A 16,500-nucleotide genomic window follows, 5' to 3' on the forward strand; every position below is an offset into this window, starting at 1 on the left:
ACGCGCAGGTCAGGACGGTGTGTCCGCAGCGCGCATGGAGACGACCGCGTCCGCGACGGTACTCCGGTACAGGCCCAGCTTCGGCTTGAGTACCAGAGCACCGGAGCCGAGGGGGAAGTTGAGCGTTTCGGCGTTGGCCATGTGGTTGCCGTCGGCCAGGACGTTCAGCTCGTCGAGTCCCCTGGCGGTGCCGGTGGTCGCGCCGCTGGGGTCGAGGTCGATGACCGCATAGGCGGTCCGCCCGGCGTACAACGGGTAGGCGGGCGCACCCCCCAGACCGCTCGGGACCAGCGGCTTCACGGCCCGGCTGCGGTCCGCAGAGCGCGAGTTGTCCAGGTAGACCAGCGGGTAGTGGCTCAGGCCGCAGGAGCGCGCGCCGACGTTGCGAACCTCGATCACCCGTTGGGTAGGCGCCGAGCCCCGGCGGACAACGTGCACCGACAGCTGCCGACTGGAGCACGGGTGCGTATAGGCGTAGCTGTCGCTGTCGCCGCTCGAACCTCTCCTGCCGGCCGGCGCCGAAGCGGACAGAGCGGAGACCGGCACGGCGGTACCCGAGCGGGCGGGCGGGACGGGCGCCTGCTGCGCCGGTGCCGCTCCGCCCACCGCAGCGGTGGAGCCGGGCTGACAGGCGGTGAGCGCGAGGGCGCCGAGCAGGACGGCGGCGGTGGACGACAGAGCGGACTTCACGGACATGGTGGTCAGCCTTCGCTGGGATCGATTCGGATGCCGCAACCCTGCGCCGCATCTCGTCCCGGATGCCAGAGAATCGCCACAGTCGGAGATGCTGGAACGATTTCACCCACCTGTCGTACTGGGAGCCGTCGCCGTGATCGCCGCCGTACTTCCGCTGGTGCTGCCCACCGGTAGCGGCGCCGACGACACGCGGGCCTCCGCACCCCTCACGCAGCAGCCGACGGGTCCGTCCGCTTCCGCAGCGGCCTCCGGCCCGGCCCGTGCCCGGCCAGGTGGGAAGCAACCGGGCCGCCGCCGTCTCCGACTTCCCCTTCCGGGTCTCCGCCGACGACCCGCAGGTCCTCGACGTGGACGCCCACACCGCAGACCGCGACGTCAGCTGGTACCTGAAGCTCGTCTGGAGCTGCGGTGACCGCCAGGGCGCCCTCCGCGTCGACGACCACGGCAGGCCCTTCCGCACGGCCGGTCTGAAGGGCGACCCCACCTACTTCTACGACGGCACCGCCTGGTCACCCGCGCCACCGCAGAGCTGAAGCCCTGCGGGGCGGCACCGTACGCCGACCGAAGGAGCTCACGCGGCGCCGCCCGGGCGACCGACGGCGGCGGGTCTCTGTCTGCCGGGTGAGGCAGTAGCGGCGCAGTAGGCGTCGGGCTCCGTGGCGGTTCGGACCAGCAGGGTGAGCGCATCCCCGTCCGGAGTGCCGGCGGCGGCGGTGGCGACGACGATGCGCTGACCGGGGGCGAGCGGCACCGACAGGGTCTGCTGGGCAACGGTCAGCCGGCCCACGAGCGGGTGACGCATGGCGTGGACCGCGACATCGCAGTCACGAACCCGGTGGTCGGCCCAGAGGGCAGCGAACTCCGGGCTGCGGATCGTCAACTCGCCGATCAGCGCGGCCAGCAGCGGGTCGTCGGGGTGCTCGCCGGCCATGAGGCGCAGGTTCCCGACAACGGCTCGGGCCTTGGTCGGCCAGTCGGCGTACAGGTCGCGGGTGTGCGCGTCGAGGAAGACCAGCCGGGCCATGTTGGGCCGGCCGACCGCGTCCTCGGGGGCCCGGGCTTCGGTCGCGGCAACCAGAACGCGTTCGAGGACAGCGTCGCGCCCGTGCACGCCGCCGGACAGCTCCGGCTGTGGGACGGCGAGCGCCATCGGATCGACGGCAATCCCACCCTTGTGCTCGCCGCCGGGCACACGCCCGGATCCGCCGTCGTGTCCCTGGAATCGAAGGGCGAATCGGCGGTCTTCGCCGGTGACCTGCTCCACAGCCCGCTCCAAGTCTCGCATCCCGAGATGGACAGTTGCTTCTGCGAGGACCCCGCCGCCGCGCGCGCCGGCCGGGAACGGCTGCTACAGCAGGAACCGACCGCCGTGCGCTCCTCCTGCCGGCCCACTTCGGCACCTCGGGCGCCGCCCGTGTCGGCCGTGACGGTGACCGCTTCACCATCACCGGGTGGGCCGCCTTCTCCAGCGGCACGGCTGCATGACCCGACCGCGCACCAGCCCCGACGACAACGACACCCCGTCAAGGACCAGGACCATGAACCGAGTCATCCGAGCCGCCGTCACCGCGATGCTCACCGCGACCGCCCTGACCTCTGCGTCCGCGCTCACTGCGGGGACCGCCCAGGCCCAGTCGGCCCGCTCCGCCACCAGCACGGCCGTGCCGTCGCTGGTCCACCCGGAGATCCTGGCCCACTTCGGCCTCGCCGAGGGCCAGATGCCGGAGAACATCGTCCTCGACGAGCACGGTGCCGTCGACCTCACCTTTGCCGGCAGCCGCCAGGTCGCCCGGGTCGACGCGGCCGACCGTACCCGCATCCTGGCAACCCTGCCCGCCCCTGCGGCCGCCGACGGCGCGAACAGCCCGGTGCTGCACTTCCCCCTCACGACCGGCCTGGTCCGCACACCCGACGGCACCCTGTACGCCCTCTACGCCGCAGGCAGCTCCGCGCTCACCGGCCTGTGGAGGATCCCCGCAGGAGGCAGTGCCCGGCAGGTCGCACACCTACCCGGCGACGGCCTCCCGAACGGCCTCGCCCTCTCCGCCGACCACAGCAACGTCTACGCCGCCGACAGCGTTCTCGGCGCCGTCTACCGCATCGACCTCTCCAGCGGCACGGTCACCACCTGGGCGAAGGGGCCGACGCTCCAGCCGACAGCGCAGCTCACACGCCAGGGACGGCGCCAACGAACTCCGCCCCCTTGTGGTGGGGATGCGTCGAGTGCCGGGCGCATCCCCACCACCGGCCAACTCAGGTGACGGTGATGCGCGCCACGGAGCTGGTCGCCGTCGCGAACCGTGCGGTCGCCCGCGTTACCACGCGATAGGAGAAGTGGCCCTTGGCCTTCTCCCGCAGGGTGAACGCCGCCGTGCCGGCGGCGGACTGGCGGGCGGTGGCCACGGTGTACCAGCGGCCGGACCGGTAGACCTGGAGGTCGACGAGGGCACGGGTCTCGCGGCTGGAGGCCGTCGCCGTGAAGCGGACCGTCTTGCCGTGGGCCACGCGTGCGGCCGACGCCTTCAGGGCCAGCTTGGGGGCGACCTTGACGGTGAATGTCGAGGTGGAGACCAACTGGCGCTTGCTGTCGGTGGTGACCGCCCTGTAGGTGGCGTTCTCCTTGGGAACGAAGTCGAACCACCTCCCGGTGCCGTTCGCGAGCGTGCTGGTCTTGGCCACCGTGTGCCACACACTGCTTCCGGCGTAGCGGGCCTGCAGCGCCACCGGACGCGAGGGCACCGCCTCGCTGAGGCCGCTGCGCAGCTGCACCGCGGCCGACACCTTCCGTCCCTGGACGACCCCGGCGCGGGGCAACTGCTGGACGAACAGCTGCAGTCGGTTGGGTACGACCGTGACGGTGGTCGCGGTGGTGTGGGAGGCGCCCGTGCTGTCGGTGGCGGTGACGGCGATCTGGTGCGTACCCAGGCCCAGACCGGCCTGCGGCAGCTCCTCGGACCAGTTGGCCTTCACGTTGTGGTACCTGCAGCCGTCCAGGCCCAGGGGGGTCCAGCAGCCGTCGCTCTCCCGGTGCGTGACCACGGTGCGGCCGTCGACGGCGATCGAGACCTCGGTCAGCCACTGCTGCAGGTACTGCGGGCCCGGCAGGACCGTGTTCCAGCCGTTCGGCAGCGCCGCGGTCCAGCTGATGCCGAACTGCGTGCCGCCGTTCTCGTCGAGGGTCCTGTTGTACGGATCCACGGTGACGCTGGGGCCGGGGCTGGCGGTGACGCTGAAGCTCATGGGGGCCGAGCGGTAGCCGTCGCGGTCCACCGCGACCGCAGTCACAGTCCGGTAGCCGGCGAGGCCCGCGAACGTCGTGGTGAAGGTGTAGGGCGCCGTGCTGTCGGTGGCCGCCGGCGTATTGCCGACGATGTAGTAGAAGTCCACATGGTCGATCGGTGTACCGTCCGCGGACGGTTGGGCGTCGACGGAGAAGGTGGTCGGCCCCCACACGACCGCCTGCCGGGCGGGGGAGACGGCGGTCAGGTGGGGATTGGCGGTCCGGACGGTGGCGTCGGTCTCCAGCGTGCGGCTCTGCTCGGGCGCGGTCCCGTCGGTGGCTGTCTCGTCCACGCTGACATGGAGGTTCACCGGGCCGTCGGGCAGGTTCTTGGTGTCCAGGTGGAACCAGGCGTAGTAGCCGTTGTAGGCGTACGCGGTCCCGGTGATCGTGGTTGTGCCTCCGGAGGCGTCGGTGATCGTCAAGGTGGCGTTGCTCAGGTCCTTGACGACGAAACCCGCGTCGGGTGCGATGTCCGCGCGGATGTCGACCTGCCCCCAGTAGGCACCGGACGGCAGGGGCGCCGGGCGGGCTTGAAGCTTGGTGTCGAACGATTCGTATGTGGTGACGGCGGTGATCCCCGTGGTGCTTCCGCCAGGAGCGGGTGACGGATCGTCCGCCCAGGCGGTGGCGGGAGCCGAGAGCGCGAGGGCCGCGGCAACGGCCACGGTCGGCAATACGCTGCTGCGGCGGCGTATGACGTGTATGACGTGCTCCTAGTTCGAACCCGCGGCCCGGCCGCAGGAAGTGAGGGCCGATGACCGGCCGGAGCAGTCTAGGAGCGCCCACCCCGTCCGACCAGGGGTGGCGTACCCGGTACGGCGCTGGGGCCGTCCCTTTCGTCCCCGGAGCGGATGCAAGGTCCGGTCCGATACCAGCACACGGCCTGACCAGCCTGAAGAAGACCGCGAGCAGACAGGCCCGCGACGGCGCCTGGGTGGCCGAGCCGGCCGGTGACGTCCTCAAGGGCCGGCCGAACGGGATGCGGCTGATCGTGCGCAAGGAACGCCCCCACCCCGGAGCCCGGTCGAGATTCACCGACGCCGACGGCATACGCCCGACCTGCTTCGCCACCGACACTGCGGACACCGCCACCGCGACCCTGGAACTGCGCCACCGCCAACGCGCCCGCGGGCGAGAAGTGGCACGTGACGGGGTACGTCTTCGCCTCCCCGTTCGGTGAGCCGCTGGTGGCCAGCACCGACCACGACAGATGGAAGTGATGCGGCTCACGGTTGGTCGTTCACGGCAATGGCGGCCCGCTACCAGCACATCACGGGGGCATCCGTCGGCGGCATCATCTGGGAGGTGGCACGGGGGAGCCCGGAGGCCCCCGGCAAAGCCCCGTTGAGACAGATGAGACTGCGAACGACCAAGGACCCGACCGCTGAGCGGTCGGGCCCTTCGTCTGCCCTGGTGGGCGGGTGCGAAGGATACGAGATTCGAACTCGTGAGGGGATGCCCCCAACACGCTTTCCAATTCTCCCGAACGGTGTCCGCCAGGGTTCACGCCTGTCCTGACCTGCGTTGGAGCGAACCGCTGGGCGGCGACTGGACCCGGCCGGATGGGGGCGGATGAGACCAAAATCGAGACCGGAGGAGCCGCCGTGTTGGGCCTGGGGGCCGCCCAGCGCCACTGAGGCAACCCCTGGCCGGCGACTTTGTAGGGAGGGAACGAGGCCGGGTGGCTTCAGCGGTCGGATGCCGCTTTGGAGGGCGGTGTGCTGCGCATCAACGTGTGCTTGGTGTCGATGAGTCGAGGCGCGATTTTAAGTTCGATCTCCTCGACGGGATGGACCCGTCCGTGGTTGTCCGCCTCCGCCCGCCAGACCCGGTACTCCGCGTCCGCGTAAGCCGGGTTGATACCGACTTCCCCCTTGGGGATCGTGCCGTTGAAGGGGATCACGATGTCCATGTGGTTCCAGTAGTTCCATGCCTGCAGGGCCTTGGATTCATCGAAGTAGTGGTAGAAGTCCGGGTAGCGGCGGAACGTGCGGAGCTCGCGGTGGATGAGGTGGCCCAGCAGGGGGCCGAACTGTCGTGAGGCACTTTTGAAGTCCCAGCGCGTGCGGTGCCAGTCGTCCGGTGTCTGTCCGGGGGTGAAGAGATGAGCCGCAGTGAGGTAGCTGATGCGTTCGATGAGGAAGGTACGGGCGTGCCGCCCGTCGAGCGTCGGGTCGAGGCCGGCGAGCAGGCCTTCGAGATCGTCCAGACGGGGTCGGAACCGGGAGAGGTCGAAGCGGCCGGGTGTTCCGGGGAACGCGCTGAACAAGAGCTCCTTGTACAGCCAGTTGTTGAGCTCTCCCTGCTCTGCGAGTCGGCATGTCTCCGGGGACCTCGAGTGCAGCATCAGGTACTCGGCCAGTGCTTCGAAGTAGATGTATCCGAGAATGGGGAGATTCTGGATGGCTGCGTCGAGGATGCGGGAGAACTCGTCCTCGCTGGAACGCCCACGATGAGCGATGGAGGCGGCCAGCGACAGGAACACGGCCGAGTTCTTGGTCCGCCCGACGACCGTCTCATGCAACTGGTGCCGTTCCTCCCTGCTTAGCAGCGACTTCAGACCGTGGTAGTTGTGGAGGTGGATCGATCCGAGCCGGAGGTAGTCCAGACCCGCCAGCTCACGGTAGGCGTGGGGCGGCATGGTGACCTCCAGCACCAGGGGGGTGGGAACCCGGTCCGTCGCGCCGGAGCGGCTCAGCGTGGCAGGTACCTCTTTGGTGAGGATGTACGAGGCCAGGTTGTGCATGCGGAGTCCGCCCGCCTCGGGGATCAGGGGCGCGCAGTAGATGCTGCCCACGAGGCAGCCGCCGGAGGGCCGGAGGGCACCGTCGTGCGTGATGTGCTCGAAGGCGTGGGTGACGTGCAGGAGGTGGATCTTCTCCGCCGTGCGCAGCATGTCGAAAAGGACGTTCGTCTTGAGCAACTGCCCGTTGGGTGCTTCGTCGCTGAGACGTGAGCACCATGCGGCCCGTTGTTCCGACAGTGAGCGGTCGGTGTCGGGTGCGTAGGCGGAAGTGGGCACAGCGTAGAGCTGGTGGGCGTCGGCCCACATGCGGTGGAGATCCATCGTGGTCACCCCTCATTTGTGGTGGACTCGAAGAGATCGAATACGAGTTGCACCGACGCGTTGTCCTCCGTCGCCGATTCGCCGTCGGCTCGGTGCACGGGGAGGACGTATTCCTGTGCCTTGCGCGCCAGGTGGAGGGGCAACGGCAGGGCCAGCATGTCGCGGTAGTCCGGTGTCATGCGCAGTTGGTGTGCCAGCACCGCCCAGGCTTCCGGGTCGTCTCCAGGCTGGCAGCCGACCACAGCGACCTCCAGCAGAGCGGGGTTCCAGGCGGGCTTGTCGGTGTCAATGGTCATTCCGGTCTTGCCGTCCCTTGTGTAGGGCCGGAAGGACCAACGGGATGCCATCACCGAAGACTTCGTCGCCGACGACGATTTGGGGGAGGTGCTGGAGAACACGCGGTTGTCCTCCTGCGCCGCAGGACTTCTCCAGAAGCCCTTCGCGATTCCGATCCGTTCGGCCGCCGCCTCGTCCCCGCCCGTCTCGGACGGCCCGTCGTAGGCCCACCACTGGGGAGTCTCGTCGCCCGAGCGGTCCCGCAGCCGGACGAGACGCAGATTCGGGCCCTGGACAGCCAGGCGTTGCACGGGCCCGCCGTGGATCTGCACACGGTCCTTCTGGACGACGGCGTTCTGAAGCCAGGGCCAGAACCTGCGGGAGTTCTGCGCGTGCACCAGAAGCAGGGTCGGGGTGTCCCTCAGGCTGAAGAGGAGCTCCTGGACGGCGCCGGCGACATGGGTGCGCTGAGCTTCGAGGCGTCCCGTAGCGGGTTGATCCTCCGGTGCAGCGGTGTCCTGGCCGTCGTCCTCCTCGGCGTCGTCGAACAGGTCGTCCGGCCGGTCCTCGTCCGTCGGGTCGCAGTTATCGGGTGCGTCGTCGTCTGACACTGGAAGCGTGGCCTGTTTGGAGAGCCGCAGGAGGAACTCCGCGTACGGGAGCCAGCTGCCGTTGATATGGTCCCAGCCCATCAACGCCTGGCCACCGCGCGCATCGGGCCGGATGCGGACAGCCACGGGCACGAGGCCGGACTCCCGGGTGGGGCCGTCCGCACGCCGTTTGACGAGCCAGAATGCCACGTACTGGATGCCGGCGGGAATCGCGTCACCGAGACTGTGCTGTGGAATGAGCCGATGGCCCAACTGGCGGAGGCCATCCTGCCAGCACGATTTGAGCTTCTCGAACCGAGCCTTGATGGCCTTCTCCCGATGGTCCGGGCGGCGCTGGGTGACGACGAACTGGGTGAGCCGACGGACGTCGCTGAACCCCAGGCGCAATGCGAATTTCGGGTCGGCGTCACGCGGGCCGTAGATCCGCCGATCCAGGATCTCCACGAGCGCCAGCGTGGGGAGCGCCGGGGTGCTGACCGGGTCCACCCGTCGGGCCACGTCCTCTCGACGCCGTCCGATCGCCGTGTGGAGCGCCGCTGTCTTCCGCTTCGTCTCCTGGGGGATGTCCAGCGAGGCCGCCAGTTCTCCGACGCGCTCCAGCCGGAGCTCAACAGTGAGTTCGGGAGTCTTCCAGACCAGTGTCTCCTGTCCTGGTTCACCCTCCGGGTCCGTTTCCTCGACGCCCAGGACGGCGGCCAGCGCCTTCACTCCGGCGTCCCGGTGGATCGTCGTGTTCCACAGGAACTCCAGCTGGAGCGGCAGCCCGTCGGTCAACTCGGCGAGGTTCCGGCGGAGTTCCACGTCCGCGCGTTGCTGTCGGTCCAAGGGTTCCGGATGCACTCCGGCGTCGGGCTTCGGCGGACGGTACGGGTGTGGATTGACGGGATACCGATCGGCGCGGACCAGGTCGGGGATCCTTGGCAGGCAAGCCGGCAAGGCGGCCTCGAACCATTCGGTCAGTGGCACCCGGTCGCCGGGCATCAACCCGGGCAGGACACCGTGCGAACCCATGTGGGTGCTGTGGACGACGGCCGCAGTCACGCCCTTCGTCTGCTGGAGCCATTCCGTCGGTCGGCGAGTCAGCTCCGAGGGTTCCGGCAGTGTCTGGTGGAACGGGATCCGGGAGAGGATCCCGTCACTGCCGCCAGCTTCCCAGCGAGGCTTGCCCAGCCTCCGGTCGTAGCGGGCCCGGGCCACCGAGAAGCGCTCGGAGACCCAGGAGTCCGGGGAATCGGCGATCCAGGGGGCGTCGGCCAGCAGGTACACGGATGTGGCGCGGGCAGGGGGGAGGTAGAGGCCACTCGTCCCAGTGCGGGTGGCCCACCTGCGGACACCGCTCCTGACGTGGATCCGGATGGCTCCATCGAAAGGCACGCTCTGGAGTGTGACGGCGATCAGTGCGGAGTACCACCAGCGGACGCCTTCCTTGTCGACGTGTTCCTCCGGCGGCCACGAGATCATCTCCGCGCCCCGATCGGAGGGCCTCCGAGCCACCCCGCGGAACCTGAGCGAACCGCCTTCGTGCACGAAAGGGTTCAGCGCCAGGGCCCGGGCGATCAACGCGTCGGGAAGCAGCTGGTAGAGCCGTTCTTCCGGTTGTGCGGTGCCGCCGGGCTGGGTGAGCGTCTGTGACAGCATCGCCACGTTCCGGCGCTCCCAGGTCAGTTGTCCAAGGTCGAGCTCCTCGTTGAGCAGGCGGCGGACCAGCTTTCCGTGGCGGGGCTCGGGCCGGAGGTCCCTCACCCATGCCCGGAAGAGAGTGCCGAATACGTCGGCGGGGACCGGGTGGTGGGTGTAGAGCCACGGCTCGTCGCGGGTCACGTCGATCCACTTCGCCACCGAGACCACTTCGGGAGCCAGGGCCTGGATCAGATTGTTGAAGCGGCCGATGGGTACGGAACGATGGCGCTCCGGCCTTCTGAGCCCCTGGCGGTACAGGTCGAGAAGGGCCTCGCGGATGTTTTCCGGCAGACTGAGCGTGTAGTAGGGGACATCCCACTGCGCTCCCTCGGACGGGGTGTAGGCGGCTGCCCGGACCAGGTTGTAGGGCTCAATGGCCATGTCGTTCTCCTCGTCGGGTCGTGCGGGAGCGGGTGTCCGACCGGTACTCGGGCGTCTCCTTGAGCGCGAGGTACAACGGCTCGTAGAGGGCGCGGACGAGTTGGCGGTCTTGGAGCGGCTTGCCCGGGTCGTCCGTCAGGTACGGCTTCAGGACGTGCAGCATGCTGGCCAGCAGGCCTGTGCGGAAGGTGTCGGGACCGCGTCCGGTGGCCTCGCGCTCCGCGAACTTGGAATCGACGAACACGACGCGCGCTGGTACCCCGCCGCGTACCAGCCGGCCGATGACCTGCCACATGACGACGGCCCTGTCCCAGGTGAAGGCCTCCTTCTCCTCATCCGACAGCGCCGGCCAGGCCATCGGGCGGGTGAGGAGCCGGCGCCAGTGCCCGCGGGCCTGGCTGCGGAACGCGCGTCCGGCGGCGTCCAGGCTTGCCGAGGAGGTGACCAGTTCGTCGAAGGAGCCGTCCTTCAGGAGATACCGGGTGACCCAGCTGTTGATGCCCTGCACGGCCAGATTGATGTCGTGGGGTCTCGGATGGGGGCGGGCGAGGAAGAAGACCGAGCCGATGGCGGCCTGCCCGAGATCATTGAGGATGTTGTGGCCCCGCTCCAGGGAGAGGAGCGGGGCGATAAGGATCTTGGCTCCTGTGGTGGCGAATCTCGCGACGTCACCGCGGCGCAGCATCAGGGGCTCGTCGTCCGTGTGGGGGAAGTCCGAGGCGTCCGGGGCGGTGCCGCCGAAGGAGACCTCGGCCTCGACGTCGTCGGCGACCAGACGGCAGACCTTGCCCTGCCACTGGGGGATCCCGTGCAGGAGCTTCGCCCCGATCCGCGCCTCCTCGTATGAGCCGACGAGGAGGAGAAGGCGCTTCCGGTGGCTGCTGGTGATCAGGTCCAGCTCCTGGTCGAGGTCGCTCCTCGCCCGGCCGTCGCGGGGGCGGGCAAGCAGGTCGAGCATCAGTTCCAGGACTTTCGGTCGCCGCTCCGGACGGGTTCCTGACAAGTGCAGGGGCTTGCCGTCCGGACCCTTCAGGAAGAGCTTGCGGAACGTCGTCTGCTGGATCGCCCGGCGTTCCCTGGGCGGCGCTTTGAGGATCGCGCCGACCGGAGCCAGCACGTGGGCGCCTGCGGCAGTGCCGGCCCAGCTCGTGCCCGACATCAGCAGGACGTGCGGTGGGGCCGTGTCCCCCGGACCGGTCATCTCGTGGAGTCCGAGAAGCAGAGAGCGGCCGACGCCCGCGCACCGGAAGAACCGCAGGACGGGGCTGCTGGTACCGGGAACGGCACCGGGTTCCTCCTCGCTCAGGAACTGGAATCCCAGGATGTTTCCCATCGGCGATTCGGGTACCAGCGGGCTGAAGTCCGCCGGTGGCCGTCGCGACAGCTGGTTGTCGGTCGCCTCCAGGTTGAGACGGGCTTCGACCAGCGGCCACAGGTCCGTGAGGACGTCGAGACGGTGCTGGAGCACCGCGAGCAGGAGCATGAACTCCAGCCGGTGGGTGCGAGTCGGGAGGTCGATGCGTCCGTCGAGAGGATCCCAGAGCAGGCCGGACAGGGTCGTCTGGGCACGGCGATGGGTCTCCTCGTCGTCCAGCGTGTGGAGGAGGTCCTGGGTGAGTCGTACCAGCTCCGCATGGTCCGGATCAGTGGGGCGGTGGTCACCCAGAGGGTCGTCGCGGAACTCGTCGAGGAGGGCCGTCACCGCATCCCGTCGGGCTTCCCGCTTGTCCTTGGGGCCGCTGTCCGTGGGCTCCTGAACGTCGGACTCCTCCGGGTCGTCCTCGGTGTCGGTGTCGGTGTCGGTGTCCGGATCGAGATCGGGTTCCTCGTCCTGGTCGTCCTCCGGCTCGTGTTCACCGCGGAACCAGTCGTCCACGAGCTTCTGCTGGATCGTCCAGGTGCTGAAGTAGTCGGCTTGCACCCACGAGCTCAGCTTCTCGTGGCGCATGAGCATGGAGTAGATCCGGTTGGTCGCCGCGATCACCAGGGTGAGGGCTGAGGACCAGCGCACGACATCGGAGTCCGAGAGCTGGAGCCGGCCCCGGCGAGCCAGTTCGTTCGCGGTGTGGCTCTGCAGACTGTCGAGCCAGGAGTCGGGCGAGCGTCCCACCAGGGTGGCCGAGGGAACGAACATGCTGTCGAGCTGCATCTGCACCCGGTCGGCCTCGTCGATGACGATCAGATCGCTGCGCTGGACGGCGACCTCCAGGAAACGTGCTCGCTCCCGGTTTTGGTGGCTGGGCACGAGCCCGTAGAGAAGGCTTGCCGGGTTGGCCACCCAGATGTCCGCGTCGACCAGTTCGCCAGCGCCGCGTTGTCGTGGACAGCCACCCCAGAGTGGGCAGCCGTGTGCACGGGCGTCGGCCGGGTCGTCCGTGGTCGCGGCCGTGTCCCCTGAGGCGGATTCGAAGCCATGGGCGGACGAGGGGTCCGTGGAGGGCCGCTCGATGGGATACAGGCTGGTGCAGGGGGCTTCGGAGATCTGCGGCGGTCCCGTCGCCTCCAGGCCTCGTAGAGCGTCGAGCGGGCAGGCCGTGCTCAGATAGGTGAAGTGCTCGGCCTTGTGGGTGAGTAGGCTGCCGGTGCCCCGGGATGAGAGCCGACGGTGCATGCGCTGAGCGTTTCTGGCCCGGGTGGAGGTGCCGAGCACGGGGGCGGCCTTGATGACGTGCAGCTGGCGCAGCATCTCGAGGAGGCTCAGTTGTTCCGCGACATCGCCGACGACGACGGCGACCTTCCTTCCTTCGCGGGCGAGGTGGACGCTCAGTACGTCACGCAGAGTGCTCTTGCCCGCGCCTACCATGCCGACGAGGTGCAGCAGCCCGTCGACGGAAAGGCTTCGGCCCTCGACGAACTCCTGACCGACGGGGTCGAGGACGTCGAACTCAAGCCGGTCCACCCGGTAGTGCCAGGTCTTGTGTTTCTCCTTGATCTTGAGCTTGAGGTCCATCCATTCGGCCGTTGCGAGCAATTCGTCACGGCTGACCTCGACGGGATCCTTCCTAGGTACCGGAGTGTGTAGGGCATGCGGACGTGCCTCCAGCACGGGCAGGTAGTCGGGCAGGGAGACGGAGGTCTGGAGCTTTCCCTGGACGAAGCGGTAGGCCTGACCGGGCTCGGCGAGGGGAAGCCTGTCCCGGAGGTAGAACAGCGGCTCACTGGTCAGCGCCTCCTCGTACACGTTCCAGCGGCCCGGCGCCACGGGGTTGGCCACCCGCTGCGGAGGTAGTGAGGGGTCGGGGACGGCGTAGCCGCGGACCTCCTCGGGAAAGGAGCGGTACTGCTCGAGAGCCCGCTCCCAAGTGCGGGGCCGCCTGAGCCGCCACATTTGGTGGCGGGCGATCCGGAACGCCCGGCGGCGCTCCAGAGTGTCCTGACGGACGAGGCCGAACCGGTAGCCGCCGAGCAGGGTCCACGCGGACAGGGCGGGTTCCCCGGGGCAGAGGCGTTCCAACAGGTACAGGGCGAGCTCAACCACGCACAGACGGGTCGCGTGCCGCCGACCGGTCCCGGTCGGCCAGGCCATGTGGATCTGCGGCCTGAGTTTTGCGTACCACGAGGTTCGGTCGCGCATCAGAAGAGTCCTTCCGCTGGAGGGGGAGGCTCGGTTGGGGCGTGGCGGTCGGGAACTGCGGCCAACTGTTGGCGTGCGGCCCGTACGAGGTCGTCGATGCCCACGAGTTCGAGGCGGGCGGCGCTCGGACTGGTCTCGTGGATGCGGAACCTGTTCTGGTACCCGGTATCCGCCTGGAGCCTGATGCGTGGTACCGCCCAGAAGCAGCGGTCGTACGGCGGGTCTGCGGCCGGTGGCCGGGCTGAGGTTCCCAGCAAGGCGGCGCTGGACCAGTCCTTGACCTCCACCGCCCACGACTGTCCGCAGGGGAAGCGGACGTGCAGCCCGTAGGTGCCGTAGGAGGGCCACAGTTGTACGACGGCCCCGTACTTCTGCAACCGTTTCGCCAGTTGCCGTTCCAGGACCCCCGGCCCGGACACCCACTGACGAAGCGGGCGGATCAGCAGGTGGGTTCCGCCGTTGTCGTCCGCCTGGTACTCCCTGCCCCGTTTGACCGTGCCCCGCAGCCGGCACGCGTCCCGCTCGCAGACGAGTTCACCGTCCACCGTGGGGTGCAGCAATGTGCGGCAGTGTCCACAAGCCGTGTAGGTCCTGGTGTCGAGGTCCAGATGACTTGCCGGTGCGGAGACGTAGAGGTCGCGCAGCGGGGCTGCCAGGAGTTCGAGGCCCGTTCCGTCGCTGGGGAGTGTCGCCAGTTCGCGGCCGGTCAGGACGGGACGGTTGATCAGCAGCTCACGGAGGGCCCGGTATGTGTCGGGGCTGTCGTTGTCACGACAGAGTTCGGCGGCGTCGTCCATGGCCTGGCGCCCGACCTGCTGCGCGGTGGGGTCGACGCCGCTGAGTGCCAGTTCGTAGCAGATCTGAGTGGGTTGACGTGTATCCCGGTCCACTAGACGGGAGCCCGGCGGTGCGAGGTCGGGCGGGACGGGGAAGGACAGGTTGTCGATCGTTGATGTCGAGCACCACTCCACCAGCTGTGGGACGCTCTCCGGGGGATCGGCCTTCATGAGCAGGCAGGTGAGGACGACGCCGTCCAGGGCCTGCTGCACCGGAGGAGCGTACGGCAGGGCGAAGGTCCCCGGGTTGGGCACCTCGCTGAGGTGGACGATGGCCGTCGCGATGCCGCGCAGAAGGAGAGCCCCCTGTCGGTCGGGCCACCCCGGCGTGGCGGGGTGGTCGAACGAAGCCGTTCGAGTCGGAGTGTTGCGTGGTTGCCGCAGGCCCGGGATCACGGCTGCACCCCCTGCTCGGACGGTGTGCCGGGCGGCGGGTTGGGCTGGCACCACTCGACCATTTCGCAGTACCGGCAGTACCGGCCCGGCCGGGGCAGTGCGGTCGTGTCGGCGTGCCAGTCGACCGCCAGGTCGTGGATGACCTGGCGGGCTTCGGCCCGGTGCAGGGGGTCCGACGGATCCACGATCACCAGCCGGGCTACGTCAGGGCCGAGCAGTTCGAGCTCGACCCGAGAAGTCGTGAGGTCGCCCTGGGCGCGTTCCATGAGCAGGACGGCGAGAGCCAGTTGGGGTACCTCGCGGAGCAGATCGGTTTCGCTCGAAAGGCGGAGCCGTGCATCGGTCTTGACCTCCCGGTAGACCCAGGAGGCGCCGTCCCGGTACAGCAGGTCGGACTTGGCGGTCACGAGCACGTCGGCGGCGGTGTCGTGCATCATGATGGATTTCTCATGCACGAGCGTCGTCACCGTGGACAGCCGGTAGGGGCAGTGCCGTGCGTGGGCCGCCACCATCCGTGACCCGGTGCCCGCTTCTTCCAGGGGCACCGTCCACTTCCCGGCCGACCAGGGAGAGTTGCCGTCCGGTGCGTCCTCCGCCCGGCAGGCGACGCCCGGATGGCGCTCGTGCTGCTCTTGGATCCAGGCGTGTACAGCATGGCCTCGGACGACGGTAGGGGTGAGGGAGCGACCGGTCCGGTCCGGCAACCTCAGCCGGCGGAGGCGTTCACGGGCGGCGCACGCTTCGTCGCGGCCCGGCCGCCCCGCGTACGAGCGGCCGTTGGTGACGGACCAGATCCGGCGGGGTCGTGTGGTGTCCTCGATTCCGAGGAGGCCGGTGGTGCGGCGAAGCGCGGGGCAGACGGGTACGAGCTTGCAGTCCTCGCAGTCGTACCCGGGGACGAACTCACCGGAGGAGACAGCGCTGGCGAGCTGCGGCCTCCCGATCCTCTGGTACCGCTCCTCGATCCTCCCAAGCGTTTGTTCGTCCACCAGCCGTCGCGTTCCGTCGAGGCAACTGACCTCGCGGATGCGGACGAGATCGGGCAGTCGGGCGCCGTCCGGGGTGTCGGTTTCGAGTGGTTCGGCGTTCTCCTTCCAGCGGAACCATTCCGGCAGCCGGTGCGGGGTCCCGAAAGCGAGGACCATGGCGGTGGCGGCCAACTGGCCCTCGTCGGGCTCTGTTTCGGACAGCGGGCCGGCGACAGGGATCCACAGTTCGCGGACGGATCCGTCCGGTGAGGTGTATGGGCGACCCCAGGCGCACTGCTCGTAGCGGCGTGCGCCCCGTTCGTCGGGTTCGTCCAGGGGCGTCACCCGCACCCAGGGGTGGCGTACCGGAATCAGGCCCTGGTAGCCGCCAGCCAGGTACTGCGTGACCGCGGTGCGGGTCCATGTGGCGAGGGCCGGGTCCGCCGCCGGGCGGTCGCCCTTGGCCTGCAGCGCAAGGGCCAGTGCGGTCGCGACCGCCACGTCCTTGTACTCGATCAGGTTCAGCGCGTCACCCGCCGGGCCCAGGTTGAAGTCCTCACGGGGGTCGGCCTTGTAGCCGGGCAGTGGTCCCGCCGGAGGCTTGAGTCCGGGGCGGGCCTTGAGGGCGGTCTTATATCCGCACCGCCGTTCCGGCGTGCGGGCCGATCCCGCGAACACGCGGATTAGGTCGGTGCGGCCGCTGCTGTGGGGCGGGGGTAACCAGGTTGCCAC

10 protein-coding genes and 1 pseudogene are annotated in these 16,500 nt (G+C 69.1%); 3 read left to right on the forward strand and 8 right to left on the reverse strand.

The annotated features are described in order from the left end of the window. Positions 1–9: 9 nt before the first annotated feature. On the reverse strand, positions 10–696 hold the full coding sequence (locus tag C7M71_RS16425; RefSeq protein WP_111489627.1) for a DUF4232 domain-containing protein: 687 nt from the start codon (positions 694–696) through the stop codon (positions 10–12). 260 nt (positions 697–956) lie between these two features. On the opposite strand from C7M71_RS16425, the gene C7M71_RS16430 reads away from it, so the two are divergent. Beyond that, on the forward strand, positions 957–1,229 hold the full coding sequence (locus C7M71_RS16430; RefSeq protein WP_111489628.1) for a hypothetical protein: 273 nt from the start codon (positions 957–959) through the stop codon (positions 1,227–1,229). Between the two features lie 38 nt (positions 1,230–1,267). Here the strand turns inward: C7M71_RS16430 and C7M71_RS30700 are convergent, their stop codons facing one another. Then, positions 1,268–1,960 carry an MmyB family transcriptional regulator gene (locus C7M71_RS30700; protein WP_322975168.1) on the reverse strand — a complete coding sequence of 231 codons (693 nt, stop codon included), beginning with the start codon at positions 1,958–1,960 and terminating at the stop codon, positions 1,268–1,270. Between C7M71_RS30700 and C7M71_RS32920 the strand changes: the two genes are divergently transcribed. After that, entirely contained in the window at positions 1,871–3,025 is a 1,155-nt protein-coding gene (locus C7M71_RS32920; protein ID WP_322975221.1) for an MBL fold metallo-hydrolase, read from the forward strand. The two genes, C7M71_RS30700 and C7M71_RS32920, sit on opposite strands and share 90 nt — an antisense overlap. Here the strand turns inward: C7M71_RS32920 and C7M71_RS16450 are convergent. Continuing rightward, a complete protein-coding gene (locus C7M71_RS16450; protein ID WP_111489630.1) occupies positions 2,950–4,644 on the reverse strand; it encodes an Ig-like domain-containing protein in 1,695 nt (564 codons plus the stop codon). The two genes, C7M71_RS32920 and C7M71_RS16450, sit on opposite strands and share 76 nt — an antisense overlap. Positions 4,645–4,898: 254 nt before the next feature. Here C7M71_RS16450 and C7M71_RS31840 point away from each other — a divergent pair. Beyond that, a pseudogene (locus C7M71_RS31840) lies at positions 4,899–5,129 on the forward strand (IS1380 family transposase); the annotation flags it as partial. Between the two features lie 537 nt (positions 5,130–5,666). On the opposite strand, the gene C7M71_RS16460 reads toward C7M71_RS31840, so the two are convergent. Genes C7M71_RS16460 through C7M71_RS16480 form a run of 5 tightly spaced genes read right to left on the reverse strand, consistent with a single transcriptional unit; the run spans position 5,667 to position 16,446 of the window. Next, positions 5,667–7,046 carry a hypothetical protein gene (locus tag C7M71_RS16460; RefSeq protein WP_229759137.1) on the reverse strand — a complete coding sequence of 460 codons (1,380 nt, stop codon included), beginning with the start codon at positions 7,044–7,046 and terminating at the stop codon, positions 5,667–5,669. 5 nt (positions 7,047–7,051) lie between these two features. Then, positions 7,052–9,994, reverse strand: coding sequence for a pPIWI_RE module domain-containing protein (locus C7M71_RS16465; protein WP_111489632.1), 2,943 nt, complete (start codon positions 9,992–9,994; stop codon positions 7,052–7,054). Beyond that, positions 9,984–13,568, reverse strand: coding sequence for a pPIWI_RE_Z domain-containing protein (locus tag C7M71_RS16470; protein WP_111489633.1), 3,585 nt, complete (start codon positions 13,566–13,568; stop codon positions 9,984–9,986). Before C7M71_RS16470 ends, C7M71_RS16465 begins: the two co-directional genes overlap by 11 nt. Beyond that, positions 13,568–14,854 (reverse strand): pPIWI_RE_Y domain-containing protein, encoded by a 1,287-nt coding sequence (locus C7M71_RS16475; RefSeq protein ID WP_322975169.1) that lies wholly within the window; start codon positions 14,852–14,854, stop codon positions 13,568–13,570. The genes C7M71_RS16470 and C7M71_RS16475 overlap by 1 nt, the downstream gene beginning before the upstream one ends. After that, a complete protein-coding gene (locus C7M71_RS16480; protein WP_162824276.1) occupies positions 14,797–16,446 on the reverse strand; it encodes a PD-(D/E)XK nuclease family protein in 1,650 nt (549 codons plus the stop codon). The genes C7M71_RS16475 and C7M71_RS16480 overlap by 58 nt, the downstream gene beginning before the upstream one ends. Between the last annotated feature and the right edge of the window lie 54 nt (positions 16,447–16,500).

The sequence above is a fragment of the Peterkaempfera bronchialis genome (assembly GCF_003258605.2).
Classification (GTDB): domain Bacteria; phylum Actinomycetota; class Actinomycetes; order Streptomycetales; family Streptomycetaceae; genus Peterkaempfera; species Peterkaempfera bronchialis.

Bases quoted from the DNA above. Each gene is read 5' to 3' on its own strand.
- C7M71_RS16425 (WP_111489627.1), bottom strand. From the start codon at position 696: ATGTCCGTGAAGTCCGCTCTGTCGTCCACCGCCGCCGTCCTGCTCGGC.
- C7M71_RS16460 (WP_229759137.1), bottom strand. From the start codon at position 7,046: ATGGATCTCCACCGCATGTGGGCCGACGCCCACCAGCTCTACGCTGTG.
- C7M71_RS16465 (WP_111489632.1), bottom strand. From the start codon at position 9,994: ATGGCCATTGAGCCCTACAACCTGGTCCGGGCAGCCGCCTACACCCCG.
- C7M71_RS16470 (WP_111489633.1), bottom strand. From the start codon at position 13,568: ATGCGCGACCGAACCTCGTGGTACGCAAAACTCAGGCCGCAGATCCAC.